Source organism: Shewanella sp. SG41-3, assembly GCF_014164545.1.
GTDB classification, from domain to species: Bacteria; Pseudomonadota; Gammaproteobacteria; order Enterobacterales; family Shewanellaceae; genus Shewanella; species Shewanella vesiculosa.
Genome location: NZ_JACJFJ010000001.1, coordinates 408,783 through 431,021, shown reverse-complemented (window position 1 = coordinate 431,021; position 22,239 = coordinate 408,783). Strand labels below are relative to the sequence as shown.

Annotated in this window: 15 protein-coding genes; 5 read left to right on the top strand and 10 right to left on the bottom strand. The window is 40.1% G+C overall.

Translation table 11 applies throughout. The annotated features are described in order from the left end of the window. Positions 1–123: 123 nt before the first annotated feature. The gene (locus H5164_RS01900; RefSeq protein ID WP_182754781.1) at positions 124–3,189 is read right to left on the bottom strand and encodes an EAL domain-containing protein; all 3,066 of its coding nucleotides are present in this window, start codon (positions 3,187–3,189) and stop codon (positions 124–126) included. A 301-nt stretch (positions 3,190–3,490) separates the two neighbouring features. Here H5164_RS01900 and yiaY point away from each other — a divergent pair, with 301 nt between their 5' ends. Then, entirely contained in the window at positions 3,491–4,639 is a 1,149-nt protein-coding gene (yiaY, locus tag H5164_RS01895) for an L-threonine dehydrogenase (RefSeq protein ID WP_124017943.1), read from the top strand. A 291-nt stretch (positions 4,640–4,930) separates the two neighbouring features. Then, a complete protein-coding gene (locus H5164_RS01890; protein WP_124017942.1) occupies positions 4,931–5,296 on the top strand; it encodes a cytoplasmic protein in 366 nt (121 codons plus the stop codon). A 114-nt stretch (positions 5,297–5,410) separates the two neighbouring features. On the opposite strand, the gene H5164_RS01885 is transcribed toward H5164_RS01890, so the two are convergent. The 5 genes from H5164_RS01885 to H5164_RS01865 all read right to left on the bottom strand — a co-directional run bounded on the left by H5164_RS01885 (position 5,411) and on the right by H5164_RS01865 (position 9,219). Beyond that, positions 5,411–5,779: an acyl-CoA thioesterase gene (locus tag H5164_RS01885; RefSeq protein WP_124017941.1), complete on the bottom strand. Its 369-nt coding sequence runs from the start codon at positions 5,777–5,779 to the stop codon at positions 5,411–5,413. A gap of 236 nt (positions 5,780–6,015) precedes the next feature. Then, a complete protein-coding gene (ltaE, locus tag H5164_RS01880) occupies positions 6,016–7,026 on the bottom strand; it encodes a low-specificity L-threonine aldolase (RefSeq protein WP_182754544.1) in 1,011 nt (336 codons plus the stop codon). A gap of 30 nt (positions 7,027–7,056) precedes the next feature. Continuing rightward, positions 7,057–7,650: a thiol peroxidase gene (gene tpx, locus H5164_RS01875; protein ID WP_124017939.1), complete on the bottom strand. Its 594-nt coding sequence runs from the start codon at positions 7,648–7,650 to the stop codon at positions 7,057–7,059. A 65-nt stretch (positions 7,651–7,715) separates the two neighbouring features. Beyond that, entirely contained in the window at positions 7,716–8,549 is an 834-nt protein-coding gene (locus H5164_RS01870; protein WP_124017938.1) for a mechanosensitive ion channel family protein, read from the bottom strand. 25 nt (positions 8,550–8,574) lie between these two features. Further along, on the bottom strand, positions 8,575–9,219 hold the full coding sequence (locus H5164_RS01865; protein ID WP_182754542.1) for an OmpA family protein: 645 nt from the start codon (positions 9,217–9,219) through the stop codon (positions 8,575–8,577). Between the two features lie 534 nt (positions 9,220–9,753). On the opposite strand from H5164_RS01865, the gene H5164_RS01860 reads away from it, so the two are divergent. After that, a complete protein-coding gene (locus H5164_RS01860) occupies positions 9,754–11,262 on the top strand; it encodes a peptide MFS transporter (RefSeq protein ID WP_124017936.1) in 1,509 nt (502 codons plus the stop codon). A gap of 204 nt (positions 11,263–11,466) precedes the next feature. Here the strand turns inward: H5164_RS01860 and H5164_RS01855 are convergent, their stop codons facing one another. Together H5164_RS01855 and H5164_RS01850 are read right to left on the bottom strand one after the other, a co-directional pair. Further along, positions 11,467–12,588 (bottom strand): response regulator, encoded by a 1,122-nt coding sequence (locus tag H5164_RS01855; protein WP_124017935.1) that lies wholly within the window; start codon positions 12,586–12,588, stop codon positions 11,467–11,469. A 47-nt stretch (positions 12,589–12,635) separates the two neighbouring features. Continuing rightward, positions 12,636–13,364 (bottom strand): VacJ family lipoprotein, encoded by a 729-nt coding sequence (locus H5164_RS01850; RefSeq protein WP_371697570.1) that lies wholly within the window; start codon positions 13,362–13,364, stop codon positions 12,636–12,638. A gap of 390 nt (positions 13,365–13,754) precedes the next feature. Between H5164_RS01850 and H5164_RS01845 the strand changes: the two genes are divergently transcribed. Both H5164_RS01845 and H5164_RS01840 read left to right on the top strand, forming a co-directional pair. Beyond that, the gene (locus tag H5164_RS01845; protein WP_182754538.1) at positions 13,755–15,881 is read left to right on the top strand and encodes a flagellar hook-length control protein FliK; all 2,127 of its coding nucleotides are present in this window, start codon (positions 13,755–13,757) and stop codon (positions 15,879–15,881) included. An 11-nt stretch (positions 15,882–15,892) separates the two neighbouring features. Then, positions 15,893–16,204: an EscU/YscU/HrcU family type III secretion system export apparatus switch protein gene (locus tag H5164_RS01840; protein ID WP_182698129.1), complete on the top strand. Its 312-nt coding sequence runs from the start codon at positions 15,893–15,895 to the stop codon at positions 16,202–16,204. A 98-nt stretch (positions 16,205–16,302) separates the two neighbouring features. On the opposite strand, the gene H5164_RS01835 is transcribed toward H5164_RS01840, so the two are convergent. Next, positions 16,303–17,256: a diguanylate cyclase gene (locus H5164_RS01835; protein ID WP_182698130.1), complete on the bottom strand. Its 954-nt coding sequence runs from the start codon at positions 17,254–17,256 to the stop codon at positions 16,303–16,305. A 3-nt stretch (positions 17,257–17,259) separates the two neighbouring features. Next, complete coding sequence (locus H5164_RS01830; RefSeq protein WP_182754535.1) at positions 17,260–22,182, bottom strand: PAS domain S-box protein; 4,923 nt, start codon at positions 22,180–22,182, stop codon at positions 17,260–17,262. Between the last annotated feature and the right edge of the window lie 57 nt (positions 22,183–22,239).

The following is a 22,239-nucleotide window of genomic DNA, read 5'->3' as shown; positions in this document are numbered from 1 at the left end:
AAAAACAAATAAAAATAGGTCGCTATTGTATACTAATCTAAACACCATTAACTATTACATTAATGGTGTTAGCAACCATTTATCACGGTGGATGATGCAGGTGTTGAGTGTGTCGCGATGACATTAACGTGACATGACCTTAGTCAATTTTAGTTGTGTTACTTTATTAACTAAATACTTTTGCTCAAAATCGTGTCGACACAAGGCATGCGAGAAAATATATCCTTGAGCATAATCACAACCAGCAAGCTCCATTAACTGTCGTTGATTTTCAGTTTCAATACCTTCGGCAATCACTTCAATGCCAAGCTTATGGGCCATGGCAATAATCGCTTCGCACAAATACTTTTCATTACTTTCTGCAGACAAACTATTGACTAAACCTTTGTCAATTTTAAGGTAATTAATGTTAAATTTCTTTAAATAGGCCAACGATGAATAACCTGAGCCAAAATCATCAAGCGAGATTTGTATACCAGCATTAGCATAAGCTAATAATTTAGCCTCAACATTAGGTTCAATTTCAAGCAATAAGCTTTCAATGATTTCAATGCAGATACTATTGGTCGGTAATGAGAGCGAATGCATGTAGTTAAGCCAATCTTCAACCTGAGTCGACTCATCTTTAAACTGCACTGAAGACATATTAATACTGATTTGAACGTCAGCATTAAACTGTGCCTTCCATTTCTTTACTTGCTCACAAGCCTGATAAAAGACCCAATTACCAATATCGACTACCATGCCAGTCTCTTCGGCAATAGAGATAAAGTCTGCCGGCGGAATAACGCCAACGGTAGGATGATGCCAACGAATTAACGCTTCAGCTTTGATCACCTGCTGACAACTTAAATCAACAATGGGTTGGTAATACAGTTCAAATTGCTGTTGAGTGATGGCAACTTTCAGATCCCGGATCAGTAGCATCCGCTTTTGGGCACTATCTTGCATTGCCGAGGTAAAATAATTAAATCGATTACGCCCAAGCTTTTTAGCTGAATACATAGCTTGATCGGCATTCTTTAACAATCCTTCCGTTGTTTTTGCGTCGTCAGGAAATAGAGTGATACCAATACTGGCACTAATATAAGCCGTTTGCTCACCTAATAAATAAGGTTTTGACAGTTGTTTGAGTATTTGCTGTGCGACGCGATCGACACCATGAGTATCTTCAAGATTGGCCAGTACTATAGTAAATTCATCGCCACCAAGACGAGCAACAACATCAGTCTCTCGAATGCATTGCTTTAGACGAGCCGCCGTTTCAAGCAACAATACATCGCCCATATCATGGCCCAATGTGTCGTTAATCTCTTTAAAATAATCTAAATCTAAAAACATCAATGCAAAATGATTATGCTTACGGTCACTTAATAAAACCTCTTGATTCAAAAATGTTAGTAACATCCTCCGATTAGGTAATCCGGTGAGTGCATCATAATTGGCCTGGCGCCATATCAACTCTTCCGTTTGTTTTTTCTCAGTAACATCAGAAAATAACGCAACAAATCGATCTGCCTGCGACTTCTTGCTCACGATTGAATTAATCGTTAACAAGATAAGGTAACTTTCACCATTTTTACGCCGCATCCACACTTCACCATGCCAATGCCCCTGTTGGCTAAGCTGCTGTGTTAACTGCTGATAAAAGTGTTTAGGCTGCAGATCTGTTTCAAACATACTCAAATGCTGATTTTGTATATCTTCCTGAGTAAATCCTGTGATAAAAGAAAATGCCGGATTTGAATCAATAATAATACCATTAGCAGTAAATACACTCATGGCTTCACTGGAGTTTTGATACACAGATGAGGCAATACTTAACGAATCTTCAACCTGTTTAATATCAGTAATATCACTATGAGTGCCAAACACTCTTAGAGGTTTACCTTTAGCATCAACATCAACAACGCTGCCGGTTTGTAAAATCCAGCGCCACACACCTTGAGAATCAATTAATTGATATTCCACACGCTGACTAATGCTGCGGCCTGTTATAATTTCATTAATACTGCGCAAAAACTTAAATTTATCTTTTGCATGTATTGCATCTATCCATCGCTCTGGCTGCAAATTAAGCTCGTCCATGGTACAGCCCAAAATCTCAGCACTGTATCGATTAGTGCTAATACGATGACTAACGACATCCCAGTCCCAGACGCCTAATTCACTACTATCGAGTACCAAAGCGAGTTGTTCTTTACTGTGTAATAAAGCTTGCTCCGCTTGCTTTCGTTCGGTGATGTCTAGAAAAGCTGCAATCACCAAAAAAGTATCGTCTTCAATATGACGACGACATGTAATGGTCATATGGGTATAAACAACCGAACCATCTTTGGCGATAAAACGTTTATCAATTTCGTATTCGTTGAGTTGGCCTTTAAGCATTTCCTCATAGAGTAATAAATCTTTATTCAAATCATCTGGATGAGTTAATGCTTGCCAGGTTAGCGATGTTAATTCTTTTTCGCTGTAACCAAACATACGACATAAATAAGGATTAACTCGCAGCCAATATTTATTTTTTGTACTAATGGAAATACCAATATTGCCAATATCAAATTGATTTTTAAATAGAAAATCGTCTTGAAGTTTAACTTGTATATCGTTTTTACTGGATACTATTTGGCTAAGAAAATGACCAATGATCAGCGTCAGTAACGGTAATACCGTCATGATAGGCAATGACATAAGAGTGAAAATGGCTAACGCTTGTTCGGAAGGTAATAAAAATAACCAATTCAGTAATACCGCATGCACTGCTACACCGAAAAGGTAAAACTCAACATAGCTAATTTGATCTAATTTATCCATCCGAAATCGGCGCCAAATTAGCCCTATCATAGCGCTGCTGATCAAGATAAATATGCCCACCGCGACCGCTTCACCGCCCAAGAAATAGCGGTATAGCGCCATAATAATGATGGCGATAGCAGTAGGAATAGCACCAAAGAATAATCCGCTTAAACTGATCGCTACTGAGCTTGCATTAAACAATATAGGCTGTTGTTCAACCAGTGGAAACATCATGATAATGATGCCAATAACACCGACAAGTGCACCAATATAAAATGGCCACAGGGCAGGATCCACTTTACGTTGATACAAAGGAGAGAGTGAGCAAACATAAACTAGCGCCAGAAGTAGCGCTGAATTTTCTAAAATTGAGAAAAAAACATTTAGATTCAACATCTATATATTTCCCTTATCTATCCTTAATAAGCACATTAGCATCCAAGCTATCTCGATCTAGTCATGTAAAAACAATCTAAAACCATGGTCCCTTCATGTTTTACCGTGAATCATTCTATATATAAACAAGATAATATTCATCTAAAATTTTCTGCAACTCTTGATATAAACAGTAAGAAAAATCAGATCAATAATTGTTTTTAATCGCCGTTAATCAGATTCAGATCACATAATATTGTTGGTGTTATTGCTACGTTTACCACAGAGAATATTCAATCTTATATAAAGGACAATCAATATGGCGACTAAATTTTTTATTCCAAGCGTCAACATTCTGGGTCAAGGTAGCGTAGATGAAGCCATTAAAGACATCAACGCATTTGGATTTACCAAAGCACTAATTGTTACCGACAAACCACTAGTGAGTATTGGTTTAGTGGCTAAGGTGACTAAAAAGCTCAATGCTAATGGGATTGAAGTGGTTATTTTTGATGGTGTTCAACCCAACCCTACTACAGGTAATGTTGCCGCTGGCCTTGAGCTATTAACAAGTCATAAGTGTGATTTTATTATTTCATTAGGCGGTGGTTCGCCTCATGATTGCGCTAAAGGCATAGCGCTTGTTGCCACTAATGGCGGCAACATTAAAGATTATGAAGGTGTAGATGTCTCAATTAAGGCACAAATGCCATTAGTGGCCATTAATACCACTGCCGGCACGGCAAGCGAAATGACCCGTTTTTGTATTATTACCGATGAAGCAAGGCACATTAAAATGGCCATTGTCGATAAAAATACCACCCCAATACTTTCTGTAAATGATCCAGAACTGATGCTTGAAAAGCCTGCATCACTCACAGCAGCCACAGGTATGGATGCATTAACGCATGCCATTGAAGCCTATGTTTCTATTGCTGCCAATCCGATCACCGATGCATGTGCAATAAAAGCCATTGAGCTTATTCAAGCTAACTTAATCAATGCTGTAAAACACGGCGATGACATCCAAGCTCGTGAAAATATGGCTTATGCCCAATTTCTCGCGGGTATGGCATTTAATAATGCCAGCCTAGGTTATGTGCATGCGATGGCACATCAACTGGGTGGTTTTTATGATTTACCACACGGCGTATGTAACGCATTGCTTCTGCCGCATGTTCAAACATATAACGCTCAAGTCGTACCTGCACGCTTAGCTGACGTAGCCAAAGCAATGGGCATCGACATCACAGCAATGTCAGACGATCAAGGCGCTAAAGCAGCAATCGATGCCATTAAGCAACTGTCTACAGCAGTAAACATCCCTGCAAATTTAACTGAATTAGGTGTTAAAGCTGAAGACATTCCTACCCTAGCAGATAATGCCCTTAAGGATGCTTGTGGTTTTACAAATCCAAAACAGGCTACACACGCAGAAATTTGCCAAATTTTCACTAACGCGTTATAAAATTCAATAACAGAACATAAACCAATATAAAGGGATGAGTATGTCAACTTTAGCTAACTTATCTCTGAGGTCGAATTAAGGTTAATTCGTTTAGTTAAGCAGCCCCAAGCCCGTATTTATTTACGGGCTTATTTAGCTGGTGTTTAATGTAAAAAACCAACAATGACAACAGCTTATTTTTAATTTAGTAAAAAGTGATGCTTAGATCTAAGTTCTTGAAATAAGGATTGACCAATACAAAAAATAAGGTCTATGATGAAAACACTTAGATAGCGAATAGGTAGGTAAACAATGACAGCGATTACTCATATATATAATTACACCGTTCGATGCCCGCACTATAAAGAAAACGAACAAACGGCAACATGGCTCAACCATATCGAAGTAAACCAATCTTGTGAAATTGCTCTAGACCGTATCACTAAATGGCACAACCTCTCAGGCACCAAATCATTTGAACTAGACGATTTTGTGGTTCGAAAAGCCGATAATGAAGAAGCCTATTTTGCCATGCAAAGTAGCCGCCTTAAGCATGATGGCCATGCCCTTGTTACATTTAAAATCTATTTAGACAACTGCTGCCAAGATGCTTCTCCAAATCAAATAATGGAGCATTTAATCAATGATTATCAACAGCGTATCGCTAAAGTCGAGTAATACACTAAGTCTATTTACCATCAATATTAAGGAGCTATCATAGCTCCTTATTTTTTGCTGTTTATCTTCAGCTCAATCAACATAAACGCAACCCTACTGTGAGTAATAGAACAACTAAGCCGCATTGGCTCGCATACCGTGTGGAATAGGCAAACCATTTTCATTTACGTTAACAAATACCATTTTATCAATAAAGGCAATCGGTGCATGATTCACTTTATTGCGTATTTTACAACGCACAGTCACTGAACTTTGACCTAAACTCACTAACTCAAAACCAAACTCAATGATGTCACCAGTTTGTGCTGGCGCCATAAAACTAATTTCCGAGATAACTTTAGCGATGTGGAATTGACTGCGCATTTGGCAACTGGCAAAAATAGTCGCTTCCTCGTTGACCCAACTTAACAATTGACCACAGCACAAGCTTTTAGTGCTATTGAGATGGACAGGCATGATGATATGACGTGAGAAATATTTCATAGTGACCTCATTATCTAACTGATTAATTTTGCGTCGTTAGGCGCATACCCTTAAACAATTAGCAATGATTAAGCCAAGTATATTATTATATAAAAATCATACAGATAAAATATAACCTTAATAAATATATGATTAAAATGCCCAAAATAAATGCAACCACGCACCAAAAAAGGTAAAGGCCACACTGAGTGTGACCTTTGCCTGATAATGAACCGCAGATGATTAACGACTAATGATTAACGAATAATTTGCTTTAGCGTGTTCACAAAAACACTAATGTCATTCGCGCTGATGTCTTTATGAGTCACTAGGCGTAACTGCCTGTTCGGGCTAATGATAATACCTTTATTAGCGAGTTTTAGCGCAAGCGCTTTAGGATCGATATGTTCAGCCAATGTAGCAAAGACAATATTGGTCTGCACAGCGCTCACATCAACAGTAAATTCATCCATGTCTGCCAACAATAAAGCTAAAGTACTCGCGTTGTGATGATCATCCGCTAAACGGTCAACTTGCTCAGTTAACGCTAGCTTAGCCGCTGCCGCAATAATACCTGCTTGTCGCATTCCGCCGCCGAGCATTTTACGCCAGCGTGTCGCTTTACTGATTAAGCGCTCATCACCCAACAGAATCGAGCCTATCGGCGCACACAAGCCTTTTGATAAACAAATCGATACAGAGTCAAAGTATTGGGTAATATCGGCAATACCAATGCCTTGTGCAACCGCAGCATTGGCCACACGAGCACCATCTAAATGAATTTTAAGACCGCGATTAAACGCCAAGCTTTGTGCTTGGGCTAAATAGTCTTGGCTTAATATCTTACCGCCAATAGTGTTTTCTAAACTCAATAATCGAGTTTGAGCAAAATGAACATCATCAGGCTTAATTGCGGCTTCAATATCTTGCAATAAAATACTGCCATCGGCTTGATTATTCAGCGGCTGAGGTTGAATACTACCTAATACTGCCGCTCCTCCACCTTCAAACTTATAGTTATGAGCTTGTTGACCGCAAAGATACTCATCGCCACGTTCACAATGGGACATTAAAGCTAATAAATTAGCTTGGGTACCAGAGCTCACAAACAAGGCACCATCAAAACCAAACATCTCGGCTGCCATGTCTTGTAAACTATTCACGGTCGGATCATCACCATAAACATCGTCACCAACTTCAGCATTCGACATAGCTAAGCGCATTGCTTGTGTCGGTTTAGTCACTGTATCACTTCGAAAATCAATCATACTGCGTCTCTATCCTCATTCACTCAGCCATTACTTAGCGAGTGACGATATTTCTGTTAATGCCGCTAAAGCTGCATCATAGTTTGGGTGCTCGCTGACTTCTGTTACTAGCTCTTGGTACTTTAAAATACCCTGAGGATCAATAATAAAAATAGAACGAGCCAATAAACCATGGTCTTTAATTAACAAACCATATTTATCACCAAAGTCACGCCATACTGAATCTGATAACACTTTAATTTTATCTACATTTTCAGTTTGGCAAAAACGCTTTTGGGCAAATGGTAAGTCTTCACTAATGGTTAGCATGACAACATCAGCATCATATTGAGAAAACTCTTTGTTAAACCGCTTGGTTTGCAACGCACATACGCCTGTGTCTAAGCTTGGTACAGCACTAATCAGTACTGTTTTACCTTTAAAATCACTTAAGCTTACTGGGTTAAACTTATCATCAACCACTGTAAATGATGGTGCAGTCTTATTTAAGCTCGGCATCTTACCCTCTAATGCAACCGGGTTACCGCCCATGGTAATCATGGTTTTTTCGCCAGCAAAACTGTGAGCGCTTATAACAGATGAGGATAATAGTGTGATCGCTGCAAAGGTTGAAAATAGCTTCATGGAAAACTCCTTGTATAAAAAAACCAGCAAATGCTGGTTTTTAAAATATTAAATTGCCTGCAATGTTATTTTGCTGGAACTTCTTTGACATGTAAATCCATTTGTGGAAATGGAATTTCAATTTCAGCTGCATCTAGTGCATTCTTGATTTGCTCAAGCAATTCAAAACGTACAGGCCAATAGTCTGATGTTTTAACCCATGGACGAACCACAAAGTTAATTGAACTGTCAGCGAGTTCTGCTAGGCCGATGGTATAAGCTGGATCTTTTAATACCAGTGGATTGTTATCAAGAATATCTGCTAATACTTTCTTAGTTTTAGCGATATCAGCAGTATACGAAACACCGATAATTAAATCGATACGACGCTTTTCTAATGCCGAGTAATTGGTAATCGTGCCGTTCATAATCGAAGAGTTAGGCGCGATGATAACTTTGTTATCACCAGTACGTAAACGGGTAGAAAAAATCGTTATCTCATCAACTACGCCAGCAACACCAGCCGCTTCAATAAAGTCACCAACACGACATGGGCGGAAAAGCACCATTAATACGCCTGATGCAAAGTTTGAAAGAGAACCTTGTAATGCTAAACCAACCGCTAAACCCGCAGCACCGATAACCGCAACGAGTGAAGCGGTTTGCACGCCAACCTGACCAAGTGTAGCGACAATTGTAAATACAAAGACCAACATCCACGCTAAGTTTGCCACAAACGAAACAACTGTTGCATCCACTTTGCGGCTTGTCAGTAATTTGGTTGTTATGCGTTTTGCTACACCGGAAAAATACTTACCGATGACAAAAATAACAATAGCAGCTAGCGCTTTAAGACCATAAGTCATCAAAAACTCAGGTGCCTGCTCCACTAAAGCATCTAAACCTTCTATGTTTTCCATTCCCTTCTCCCTTTAAATAGCAGTATTATTCTGCCGATATAATAAACTCTACACGTCGATTACGCTGCCGCCCTTCTACAGTGGCGTTATCAGCGACCGGATTTTTGTTACTCATTCCAACAATCCCAATCGACGTTGGCTGAAATTGGTATTCATTAACCAGCAAATTTTTAATCGTGGCAGCACGTTTAAGTGACAGCGCCTGGTTGACAGCATCACTACCAATACTATCGGTATGCCCTTCTAAACGGATGACAACCTCAGGGTGTTGCTCAATATATTGTTGCACTCTCACTAAGGTTGGTCGTTGAGTTAACAATACCTTTGATTTATCGAAATCAAAATATACTGGTTGAAGAATAGACCCAAAACAATCAACAGCCACAGAGAGATCTCGCTGTTGACGGCATTGTTCAGCGATAAGAGCAGCATTATTAGTAACTGTTGCCCCTAGCTCCGCATCAAAAGTGCTATCATCTTCGGCATCTTCATCGACAATCAACAACTCAGTATCAATACAGCCATTTGCCATAACAACACTATTAGCAGGTGTATCATTACATGCATCTTTTTTGTCTGGAACCCCGTCAAAATCAGTATCAACCCAAGCATGGGCTGTGAAGATAAAACACCCCATTAAGATCAATGTCAACGTACGAATGATAGCCATAAATACCCCTTCGACATGACATCGAAATATGTTAATGAGGCGTATTTTACCTGTTTATAAGTTAAATTAAAAGACAACACTTTATAATCAATACCTTGCTAGACAGGCTTCACGCTAATGTCACTTAAGCATGATAGGGATATCGGCGCCAGCTTAGAAAACCTTATCAGCCTAGGTGCTATTATCGCGCAAGCTTAAAAACAATCCCTTAACATTCAAGCACGTTAACAGTCTACTTGGACACAATTGATAACAAGCTTAACCTCTCTGTTCCCCGCATTAACATTGACTTTGTCGCCTCTTAAAGGGTATATAAGGTTAGCTTTTTGATGTTTGGTCAGCTTTTAGCATCAAAATGACATTATTTATTATAAAAAATAGACAATAAAGTTGCTCAGTATTGCTTTATCACATTCAAATACCCGCTATTTCAGGTGTTCGTGGAAAAGTCAGTCATAGACAACTCTTGCAAACAATTATTTCTGTGACGATATTTTTCTCACAGGCAATCACAAGCTTAAGGTGGAAGACTTAATGAGTGACGCAAAACCTCAAGGTACATTGTTTGGGCACCCTAAGGGGTTGTTCTTACTTTTTACAACAGAACTATGGGAACGTTTTAGTTATTACGCCATGCGTGCAATTTTAGTACTTTATCTCGTCGATAAAGTGCAAAGCGATCAAGCAGGTGGCGGTTTAGGCTGGACCCAAGCAGACGCACTATCACTATATGGTACTTTTACTGGTTTAGTTTACTTGACACCATTAATTGGTGGCTGGCTAGCTGATAACGTATTAGGTCAACGTAAAGCCATTTATATTGGTGGCTTCTTAATGGCAGCAGGTCAATTTACACTTGCAGCACCGCATAGCTGGATGCCAGGCTTAGAAACCACTGTGTTTTATATTGGTTTAGGAACGCTAATTTTAGGTAACGGTCTATTTAAACCCAATATCTCTACCATGGTAGGTGATTTATATCCTGCTGGTGATCACCGTCGTGACGGTGCATTTACGATATTTTACATGGGGATCAACCTAGGTGCGGCCTTATCAGGCTTTATCGTTGCCTGGGCTTACACTTCATTTGGTCATGACGTTGTTATCGATGGTAAAGACGTGTTCATCAACAACTGGCAAGCAGGCTTCTTCTGCGCTGGTGTTGGTATGATTTTATCCTTAATTATTCAATTTTTCTTTGCTCAAAAATTACTTGGCGATATCGGTACTGAACCGGCAGCAAGAGTAGAACAAAGAAAAAATGAAGCCAAAGGTGAGATCAGAAGTGAGCCACTCACCAAGATTGAACGTGACCGCATTAAAGTGATTATGGTAATGGGTTTATTTACCATCATCTTCTGGGCGGGATTCGAGCAAGCTGGCGGTTTAATGAACTTGTTCACCAACAATTTCACCGACCGTATGATTGGCTCATGGGAAGTGCCTACCACTTATTTCCAATCACTCAATGCTATTTTCATTGTTGTTTTTGCTCCCGTGATTGCCTCAATTTGGATTCGTCTTGGTAAAAGTGAACCCAACTCACCAATTAAGTTTGCTATAGGCTTATTCTTATTGGCGATTGGTTTCCTATTTATGATGGGCGCTGTATTCGAAATGGGTGGCGACGCTTCGGTTAAATCAAGCATGTGGTGGTTAGTTGGAGCTTACTTCTTCCACACCATGGGTGAATTATGTTTATCACCTATTGGTTTATCAATGGTAACCAAACTGGCTCCACTGCGCATCGCTTCGTTAATGATGGGTGCATGGTTCCTATTTATCGCTGCAGCCAATAAAATTGGTGGCCTAGTCGGTTCATTGATTGGTCATGGCGGTGAAGTAGAAGAGCAGCTAGCAAACGCGATGGCTATTTTTGCTGGTATCGGTATTACTGCGGTTATTTCAGGGATTATTTTGTACTTCATGTCAAACAAATTGGTTGACTGGATGCACGGTGCTGAAAGCAAAAATGACACTGAAGAAGAAGTGTTAGAAGAAGAGATTGCAGTCACAGCTGAACACGAAGGTATTCAACGTTAATTCGTGTTGACGTAATTGTTACTCTTAATATCATCCCCTCCAAGTTTTCTTGTGAGGGGATTTTTTATACATCCACATCAAGGGCTGCTAGAACGGACTCCGTCATGCTAGGATCACTTCGCTATGCTGTTTGCTTTTATAGCATCTAGCCGCGAAGCGTCCTAGGCTCTAGGTTTCTAGTGTCTAGATAGCCTCTAATAATGATCAGCGACAGGCTAACTGCATAAAGCCACCCGCTTTAATATCTGACTGATACACTAAGCCTGTAAATCGATTATCAAGCAATTGTTGTTTATGCTCATAAAAATGTGTACCAATACAAATCTGTTCATCTCTTAGTAAAGTTCTAACTTGCATACTGGGCTTATCCCACATCGCGCTACCAAGCGGCGCTGATTCGGGCAAAGCTAAGGGTGTGAGTATATTGCCATTGCGTAAATAACACCGCAGGCCCTTACCTGATTGGCCTATTGATAACAAATACTGGCTCAAATCGATACACACATAAATAATATCGGTATGAATATGTAACCCTGACTTAACCATACGTTCATTAAGATACGTCAGCATATTCTTGGGTTCAATTAAGGTATTACTTAGGCCATTTCTAAACAGCTTAAGTTTTTGATTGATAAAACTGCGGAGTAATACACAGCCAAAAGCAGCACTATTATCCTCTGGCGAAAAGTGGGCCATATACATAACTAAATGATGATCGCCCACCATAGTAGAGTCAATAAAATAGGCACTTATATCATTATTTTTAAACAGACTATAATTGATATCCGCTTTAGGATAATAGATATGTGAAGCCGGAAATAATTGCTGCTGAACACTTTTGGCAGCTTGAGCATTTTGCTCAAGCAGCGATAAATTATCAGTGAGTTCTTGATATGAAAGCTCATTCATTTCTTGTAAATGAAATTGCCCAGACACATTCATAGGCGTCGCAGCTGACATCATAGCTTGAATGATAGCTTGTTCAATAATAAGTAAATCTGCAATCGGCTTAGTCAGATAATCACTGGCACCGATGCGCAATGCCTCTACAACATCAGACATCACATCGTTACCAGAAATAACAATAGCAGGTATAGCAGGATTAATATCTTGCATTTGCTTAAGCATAGATAAGCCATCAAGGCCTGGCATGCTTAAATCTGCAATAACAATATCAAAAATAGAATCAGAAAAAAGGGCTATACCTTCATAGCCATTACAAGCTTGAGTAACCCGAGCACCTTGTCCTTGCAAAAAACTAGCAACGACATGGCGAAATATCGGGTCATCTTCAACAAAGAGGATCTCGACATCAGTTAGCGCCATACAACAACCTCACAGACATTCACTGTCGAGGTGCCTGTATGCCTCGACTATTCTAGCTCATCTAAATACTCATCAAGTAACTCATCGTCTGCTTGACTTGATGGCACATCACCATCAAACACTTTGTAATCCATATGCTGTAAATAGGCATCTTTTACAAAAGCATAAGGATCGAGAGCATTGTCTAATAATCGTTCTTGATCAATGGCCTTAGAACGAGCATCTAAGCCTTTTAAGCCCCATTTTAATACTGATTGCCAAAAAGTTAACTCCGATAAGGGAAAGTATAGACCATCCACCCAATCAGAGGCTAATTCTCTTGTCACAATTGGACCATAAAATGGCGCCATAAAGTAAGGACCATTGGGCGTACCGTAATAACCTAAAACTTCGTTAAAGTCGTCCTGTTTACGGTGCATCCCCATCATGTCGGCTACATCTACCAAGCCCAATAAACCAATGGTGGTGTTAACGGTAAAACGCCCACCAGCATTAGCTGCCCATTTCCACTTTCCTTGCAGAGTATTATTGACTAGGGAGCTGGGCTCTTCTAAGTTATAAACAAAATTATTAACCCCAGTTCTTAGCGGATTAGGCACATAATCTTTATAGCCATGAGCGACTGGGCGAATAATATATCTGTCTAAAAACAGATAATTAAAATCCCACATAGTGCGGTTAATCTCCTCAAATGGATCAAGAGGATCATTATATTTAATTTCAACCGCAGGTACTGGCGCAGCGACAACTTGAGGTGCTTCGGCTTGGGCATACATAGGTATGCTAATCACAAACACCTGAAGTAATATCCATTTATACTTCATATAATTCTCTTTAAAATGACAAAAGGTCCTGCTCAATAAACTGCTAACTCTGTCTTTTTATTAAAGCAATTTTTGTTCAAGTCGATATAATTTAGCAAGCTAGTATTAGGCTAATATTTTACAATATTCAATAACTAGGCCTTGCTTGTACGTGTTTGTTAGCCGCAATCGATCAGCAAATGGTCATAAAACCATAATGAGTTGCCCAATAAAGGTAACAGAGGGCTAAGGATACTGCGCCTTTTTACAATATCAATCAAAAAATTGTAAATGAAGCTGATATTGTTCACTAACAGATTGATTGATTTCGATAGATAAACATCATTGTTTGATAGGATTTCTATGGCTGTGCCAACAACGCTGACTCCAAAAGCGGTCAATAACGTCACATTTAAACCTGCTGATGCAAGTCAGTCATCGGTGGCAGAACGCAAGCCAACTCAAAGTAATAGTGATGCTGTACCCACAAAAACATCAAATGATAAATCGGTTTCATCTTCGTCGACTTCAGCACCTTCAAAATCAGATTTATCTTCGGTATTACTGCCTGTAAAAGTGTCGCAACCGCCAACAAGTGCACAACTCGATGTCACCATTGAAAATCAGCAGTATCAACTGAGTAAGACAGCTGAACTGCAAAAATTATTACAACAAACTGCACAAGTGGTCATCGCGAGCGACCAAGCCAAACTTGTAACTCGTGCCGTAGCCAGCATTAATCAACCACAAGTTCAAGCCGAACTCATCAATAATTCCGTTGCACCAGTAACCCTTGTTCCTGGGTCTACAGTTTCAGCGCCCCCATTACCAACACAAACAGTCTCCACCCAGCTAATACTGTTGGCGCAAGCCATTCAGCTGGCACTACCGCAAGCCCTTGAAGCACTTGCAAAACAAAATGGCGTATCAACACAACAGTTGGCAACATTGGCGACAAGGCCTCAGGGCTATCCTCTGCCTACAGCAGTAATAGACCAAGGACAACTGACGTTTGCCAGTGGCACAAGCATTACATTAGCGCCAAATTCCGCGTTAAGTTCAGGGCAATATTTAGCCAAAGTCGTGCTACAAAATCAGCAACTACAACTTGCACTAACGCCTGTAATAGCAGAACTGAGCGTTAATTTAACCAAACTGACCGCGCCTCAAATTACCGAGCCACTGCAAACGGCCAACATCATCATAACCAAAAATGAACCAGGGCAAATTCTTAGCCAGTTTCTAAAAAAACTCGAATCGACTCCGTTACCGACTAATATCACTGCGGCGAAAACAGATGCTAGTCAACTCAATGCCGCTCCTACAAAAACAGAAGGTAGTCAGCTCAATATCACTCCGGCAAAAACAGATGCTAGTCAACCCAATGTCGCTCCTGCAAAAACTGACGCTAATCAACTAAACATCAATGCCAGTTCTAGCAACCTTAGCCTAAAAACAGCTCAAGATAGCAATACAGTAAAAACGACGGCAGCGCTAACACAGCAACCCCTGTCGTCACAGACAAACCAACAAGCTCAGCCAAGCAACACAACGGAACAAAGAATACTTAAAGCAAATCCTACAACGGTTAGTGCCAATCACGAGGCCACCAATAAGTTAACCAGCGACCCGGCCCCAATCGAGGTACTGAATAAGGCCTTATCAAAAGCAGGGGCAATGCCGATAAAGCAGCAGCTAACGCAACAAGTGGCTAATAATCTCGCCAGTGAACTGTTTAAACATTTACCCCAAATCAGTCCACACCCATTAAGTGTATTAAGCGACCCTGCCTTGCTGAGCAGTGAGCTATACAGTTTAGCAGCACTTAACCTAGCGAACCCTCAGATAAGTCACTCAAGCGCTTCACAGCCCTCAGCGCTGTTTTCAGGCAGTGCAATCACCACCCTATTCCAGCTATTACTCGGGGTCAAAACCAAATCCACCGGTGCTGCGATCAGCGACAAACTTCAAGCCCATCTGGCACAATTACAACAACGAACCTTAAGTAAACTCAGCGCCAATTCAGGTTTATTAGCAGCGCTGGATAAATTAGGCGGTGCAGACTCTTTAGCACAATTAGCCAGCAGTATTGCGCTGTACCAACACGCAAGTACTGATCCTAATCAAGCCATGACATGGTACTTTGCTTTGCCCTATTCTATTAATCAACGTGATGAGCAATTTGAGGGCAAATTCGAACAAGAAAATGATCAAGATAAAGACAAAAAAGCAGGCTGGAAGTTACAACTCAAATTTAACTTAGCACAAGGTTCATTATTAATTTGTGCTAATAAACAAGGCGATGTGCTGGATATTCAATTCAAAGGCAACAACCAAATGCTGCTCACAAAAGTAGAGCGCTTTAACCAAGCACTATCAGATAAAATCACTCAAATAGGCTTTACCCCAGGTAAGCTGACGACACAGCTAGCGCCAATTCCGGCGACCTTATTGCCAGGCGATCACTATTTAGTTAAAACAAGGGCATAACAGAGGGCACAATGACACAAGAACCGAAAAAAATACAACAGGCCGTTGCACTCAGTTTTGATGGTAAAAGCGCGCCCAAAATTACCGCTACGGGTAAGGATTTAGTTGCCGAAGAGATAATTTTGATTGCTAAAGAAGCAGGGATCCATATCCACCAGGACCCACATTTGAGTGAATTCTTACAACTTCTGGAACTAGGCGACGAAGTGCCTAAAGAACTGTACCTATTAATTGCAGAGTTAATCGCATTTGTTTATATGCTAGATGGAAAATTTCCTGAGCAATGGAATAATCTGCATCAAAAAATTGTGGCTCAAGTGTAAAGTATTTTCTCGCTACTAAGCCGCAATACTGCTCAGTACTAAGCCACACGCTGTAACCTCTAACAGCTTATATTTAACCGCTTAGTATCTAAAAAGTCCTACTCATTCAGAGTCGCTTGTATTTGGCTCCCTAATACTCTGTTTCTGCCACGGTCCTTGGCTATATACAATTGTTTATCAGCTTCTTCAATCAGGGTTGTACTCGACATATCATACTCAGGCACGACACTTGAAACGCCAGCACTAATGGTCACAAAAGCAGATATAGATGAGTTTATATGGGGGATTTTCAAAGACACAATACTGTCGACAATTTGCTGAGCCACATAAGTCCCGCCAATTAAATCGGTATTAGGTAAAATACAGATAAACTCTTCACCACCAAAACGTGCCACGAGATCATAAGGGCGATTTACTGTGTCGTGTATCTTCTGCGCGACTAAACGTAAACACACATCTCCCTCGGTATGACCATAGGTATCATTAAAGTGCTTAAAGAAATCGATATCCAATAAAATAACGGTTAATGGCTGTTTTTCACGCGCACATTGCGACCAGCTTACCGGTAAAACTTGCTCAAACTGACGTCGATTGGCCACCCCCGTTAATCCATCGATTAACGCTATAGTGCGCAATAAATCGGTGTTTAATTTCAAGCTAATCTGATTTTTAATTCGTGCTTTGGTAATAACGGGGTTAATGGGTTTATGAATAAAATCAACCGCCCCTAACTGAAAGCCCCTAACTTCTTTATCTTCATCAAAATGACCAGAGACAAAAATAACCGCCACCTCTTGTGTGTCGGGATCATTTTTTAAATGCGCACACACATCGAAGCCATTTAATATTGGCATTTCAATATCTAACAACACAAGGTCCGGGTTGACTTTTTTACACATCTCAATGGCTTGATTACCATCACGAGCCATATAAATGTCGTAATCATCTTGTAAGAGTTGATGCAATATCTTGATATTGACAACCTGATCATCAACTAACAGTATTTTACCTCTAACTGGCTCTGCGCCAGAAATATACTTATCTATGAACAAGTATCACTCCTTCAATATCGATTTTAATGTATCGACTGCATCCAAAAACTCAAGTTGACTGACTTGAGTTTTCAACCTTAACCACTGTTCATTAGGCACACCACTGCTAAGCAGCTGCTCAAGATAGTCTATGGCATCTAGATTTTGCTCTACTAACAACGCCATCAAACGATCTATCTTATCCAAATTTACGATTGCTGTGGGGAAAAAGCCCACTTTATCAACAATAGCAACGGTTGATTCTGCGCTTTCATCAGGAAAATACGAATCCAGCATACGAATACTATCGTCTATATGATCTTGCATTTCTGTTAAACAAGTCTCTGAATCAATGACTACTTTTTTATTGAAGTCGCTATTTGAATCAGCGGTCGCATTGTTTATATTTTTTTCTAGCGTGGCAGCAAAAGCAGCCAGTCGCTTAGCGCCCATATTACTCGCAGTTCCTTTGATTGTATGGGCAATACGACAAATAATCTCGCTATCTTGCTGTGCAAACGCTTGAGTCAGTAACAATAATTGTTGTTTCATTTCGGTGGCAAAATGATGTTTAACATCAATAAAAAATGCCAGTTCACCACCAAAACGACGTAAAATAGACTCAGGGTTTTCTATAATCAAATCATCATCGCTATCGTTAACCACGTCAAGCAAGCTCGCATCAAGATTATTTGCAGTTAAACGATATTGAGTAACATCGGCTTTATTTATCAACTTAAGCATACAAGGTATTAAAAGCGTCATGTCAATTGGCTTACCAATATGATCGTCCATACCTGCAGCCAGGCACAATGTTTTATCTGCCGCAGATGCGTTAGCCGTCATGGCTAAAATCGATAACTCATTAAACCGACCATCTGCACGAATAAGGCGCGTGGCTTCAAGTCCATCCATAACAGGCATCTGCATGTCCATAATCACAATATCAAATTGATTATTTGACTGAGTCACCCACTCTACTCCCTCTGTACCGTTTTTGGCCAATGTAACTTCAGCACCTTGAAGTCGCAATAACTCATCAATCACTTGACGATTAAGTGCATTATCTTCAACCACTAATACCTTAATGCCGTTTAAGGCCAAACTGCTAATCTTTCTCGTTTGAGGCGCGTTATCTTCGCCATTCATCGCTTGGTAAACAGCCTCAAGCATTAAATTGGCGGTGACAGGTTTGGTCAGCATACTGACAAAAGGCTGTTGGCTATAATGCTTAGTTTGTTCCATCACCTCAGCACCATAGGCGGTTAACATAATAATGGCTGGCGCAGTTGCTGGGGAAAACATAGCTTGAATATGATTAGCGGTTTCTATGCCATTACCATCTGGCATATACCAATCCATAATAATCACATCGTAATGGTTATTGGCAGAGATACTTTCTCCAATAAGCTTAATCGCCTCATGGCTATTATGTGCTTCATTAACATTAGCACCGTGGGCGGCTAAGTTTTTTGCTACAAGCTTACGGCTCATCTTACTGTCATCAACAACCAGAATATGCTTACCCTGTAAATCGATAAAAATATCATTATTATCCAATTCAATGATATTAAAGCTCAAATCAAACCAGAAACGACTGCCCTCACCAAGACGGCTGGTTAATGCTAATTCTCCGCCCATTAAATCAACTAAACGTTTAGTAATCGCTAATCCTAATCCTGTGCCGCCAAATCGTCTTGACGTTGATGACTCTGCTTGTACAAAACCTTGGAAAATCTTAGTTTCTTGCTCTTTACTAATACCAATACCGGTATCTGTAACAGAGATGGTTAAGTTAACTTGCTTTTCATCAATAGTGTTGCAACGCACACCGACGATGACATGGCCTTCAGCCGTAAATTTAATCGCATTACCCGCCAGATTTAACAGGACTTGGCGCAAACGAAGCTCATCGCCCTCAATAAGATAGGGAATGCTTGGGTCTAAATCAAAAATCACTTCAACATTTTGGTTATGCACGTTGGTGGCTAGCATTACTGCTAATTCACGCATTAATGTTTCAAGTTCAAATGAGTGCAAATCAAGTTCTAACTTACCGGCATCAATTTTTGAAAAATCTAAAATATCATTTAACAATCCCAATAAAGATTTGGCAGCAATCTCAGCCTTACTAACATAATCAGCCTGTTGACGAGTCATCTCAGAATGCTGAATAAGCTGAAGCATACCTAACACAGCATTCATTGGGGTACGTATTTCATGACTCATATTAGCTAAGAAGGCAGATTTAGCCGCATTAGCCGCATCTGCTGACGCCTTGGCTAAACGTAACGTTTGCTCTAATTCGCGTTGCTCGGTAATGTCACGATTAATCCCAACAATGCGCACTGCCGCGCCTGACTTGTCGAAACTAATTTGTCCTCCTGCCTGAATATAGCGTACCTGATCCGAGCTGGTAATAATTCTAAACAAGGGGGCATAAGGGATGTTGAAAGTAATCGAATCTTGTAGAGCCTTTTCAGCCATTTCAATGTCATCAGGATGAAGTCTGTTACGCCAATGCTGATAATTTACTCCTTGGCCTCTGATGTCTAATGAATAATCATAAATACTAAACATACGATCATTCCACTGTAGCTCGTTGGTTTTTATGTCAAAGTTCCAGATCCCTAACTCTGCCACTTCAGCCGCTTTGGATAACTGATAGCTAGCAGATAACAACTCTTCTTGTTGCTTCAGCATAGTATCAATATTAACTGCAACGCCTAAATAGCCAATGATCTCCCCACGATTATCACGCATAGCCGATACCGACAATGAGACTTGGCATTCAGAGCCATCTTTACGAATATAGGTCCAGGTACGCGTTTCAGGCCCTTTGACTCTTGGCTTGTAAGTAAACACATCAAAAGCACTGATGTCTTCACCAAACTCTTCCGTTAATTCGACACTGCGCTGGCTAACTTCAGCTGCAAGATGCAGCATTGCAGGGCTTTGCTTACCAACAACCTCTTCAGCCTGATACCCTAACAATAATTCTGCACCACGATTAAACATGCTAATCATACCGTCATTATCCGTTGAAATAATGGCAATTTCTGATGCAGCAGCAAGCACATTTGTGAGTAAAGAACTAAGAGTATCTTTTTCTAATTGAGTATTTTTACGTTCAGTAATATCAATTCTCAACGCCAAACAGCGCTCAAGCTCACCGTTATCATCCATTATTGGCGCAATAACAGTATCAAACCATTTAGCGTTACCTTGGCTATCATGATTACAAACTTCATCATGCCAAGTCTGACCTGCATGAATGGTTTGCCACATTTTTTTCCAAAATGCATCGTCATGTTGATTCGATTTTACAATTGAATGCTTGTGACCAATCATCTGCTCTCGAGTCAAACCAGATATCGAACAAAAATAATCATTTACCGCTAAAATAGTGCCATTTTTATCGGTTTCAGAATAAAGCAGCTGCTGATTAATGTTATCCAGTAGGGTCTTATTTTCTGACAGAGCTTGTTGTAACGCGTGGGTTCGCTCAGTCACTTTTCGTTCAAGGCTGGCATTAATGCTTAAAATTTGCTTTTCAGCATGCTGTTGTATCGTGATGTCTCTAATGGTCTGACTGACACCAATAATTTTGCCGAACTCATTGTAAATAGCCAAAGAGGTCATCGATGTAGACAATAGCTGATTGTCTTTGCGTTTATGTTGGCTGGTAAAATTTAACAATGATTTGCCGTTCAATACCTGATTAAATTTTTCAATTTCAGCGGCATAATCATCACTAGGAACAATAAATGAGGTTTTTTTAAGGCCTACGACTTCCTGCTTTTCATAACCAAAAATGGTTACCGCGCCCTCATTCCAACTGGTGATAACCCCATCACAATCTAAACTAATAATCGCATCCAGCGAATGCTCTAAAATATTAGCCCGTCTTTCATTGTCTTCCAAAATAAGGCGTTTACGACCTAACGCAAAGCTGTAAAAGCCAATAAGGCCCCCCAACAATAAACTGACAATCACACCATAAGTAAAAACAATATTAGGCGAAGTTAAATGTAAACCACTGACAAATTCAGGGTAAGCCACTAAAGATATTTGCCATTTACGGCCAAATATCTCACGATCGACGACAACAGAAAAAGACGATAACGGGCTCGCATCATCAATATGGGTCTCATAAAACATGACATTTTTTTGATTATCAGTCACATCATTAATCAATATCTTGGTCGTTTTGCGAGATAAATTGATTTGGTCAAACACTTCATTGGCCACTAATGGCGCATAACTCCAACCATAAGCATTTTGCTCCCTCAACTCGGCAGTTGCTGGTATAAAACCTGTGCGGTAGATAGGCATCAAAATAAGAAAGGCTTGTAACGGATGGCCTGTAGCTTGTACTAAGGTGATAGGGCCAGTTAAGCGTACTTCACCGGTTAAATACGCTTGTTGGGCGGCATTTTTACGGTTTGGCTCAGAGGCAATATCTAAACCGATCGCCGCAAGGTTGCGCTCAACGGGTTCGATATAATCAATCAAATAACGTTCATCATTATGAGGGGTTAGCTGACGAACACTGTAATCGGGCCAGTCATCAAGTTTCGCTTTGACGACAAAAGAAGCCTCATCAGCTGCGGGCACACGTCGGATATAACCAAAGCCTCGCGCCCCTGGGAATTCAGTTTCAATATCACGGGTTAAGCTGTATTTTCTAAAGATTTTACGAGAAATTCGGTCTTCGCCTGAAGTCGCAACAGCGCCTCGAGCACCTCGCAAACCATATTGATACAATACAATACGATCAATAATCGTATTAGCAACTTGCTCTGACAATTCATCAAGTGCTTTAGTAATGATAGTACTATTTTGATTCTTAACGCTAACAGCAGTCACAAAACTAATGGTTAACCCGAAAGCAAATATTCCAATACCCAATTTAAGCGCATTTTTATAACTAGATAGTCTGACCATTTTATTATTAGTTAAGAGTCACAGAGCTTAACTTTGGACGATAAACGAGTTTTTTAC

Coding starts and splice junctions, on each gene's coding strand:
- yiaY (WP_124017943.1), top strand. CDS start 3,491: ATGGCGACTAAATTTTTTATTCCAAGCGTCAACATTCTGGGTCAAGGT.
- H5164_RS01890 (WP_124017942.1), top strand. CDS start 4,931: ATGACAGCGATTACTCATATATATAATTACACCGTTCGATGCCCGCAC.
- H5164_RS01885 (WP_124017941.1), bottom strand. CDS start 5,779: ATGAAATATTTCTCACGTCATATCATCATGCCTGTCCATCTCAATAGC.
- ltaE (WP_182754544.1), bottom strand. CDS start 7,026: ATGATTGATTTTCGAAGTGATACAGTGACTAAACCGACACAAGCAATG.
- tpx (WP_124017939.1), bottom strand. CDS start 7,650: ATGAAGCTATTTTCAACCTTTGCAGCGATCACACTATTATCCTCATCT.
- H5164_RS01870 (WP_124017938.1), bottom strand. CDS start 8,549: ATGGAAAACATAGAAGGTTTAGATGCTTTAGTGGAGCAGGCACCTGAG.
- H5164_RS01865 (WP_182754542.1), bottom strand. CDS start 9,219: ATGGCTATCATTCGTACGTTGACATTGATCTTAATGGGGTGTTTTATC.
- H5164_RS01860 (WP_124017936.1), top strand. CDS start 9,754: ATGAGTGACGCAAAACCTCAAGGTACATTGTTTGGGCACCCTAAGGGG.
- H5164_RS01855 (WP_124017935.1), bottom strand. CDS start 12,588: ATGGCGCTAACTGATGTCGAGATCCTCTTTGTTGAAGATGACCCGATA.
- H5164_RS01850 (WP_371697570.1), bottom strand. CDS start 13,364: ATGTATGCCCAAGCCGAAGCACCTCAAGTTGTCGCTGCGCCAGTACCT.
- H5164_RS01845 (WP_182754538.1), top strand. CDS start 13,755: ATGGCTGTGCCAACAACGCTGACTCCAAAAGCGGTCAATAACGTCACA.
- H5164_RS01840 (WP_182698129.1), top strand. CDS start 15,893: ATGACACAAGAACCGAAAAAAATACAACAGGCCGTTGCACTCAGTTTT.
- H5164_RS01830 (WP_182754535.1), bottom strand. CDS start 22,182: ATGGTCAGACTATCTAGTTATAAAAATGCGCTTAAATTGGGTATTGGA.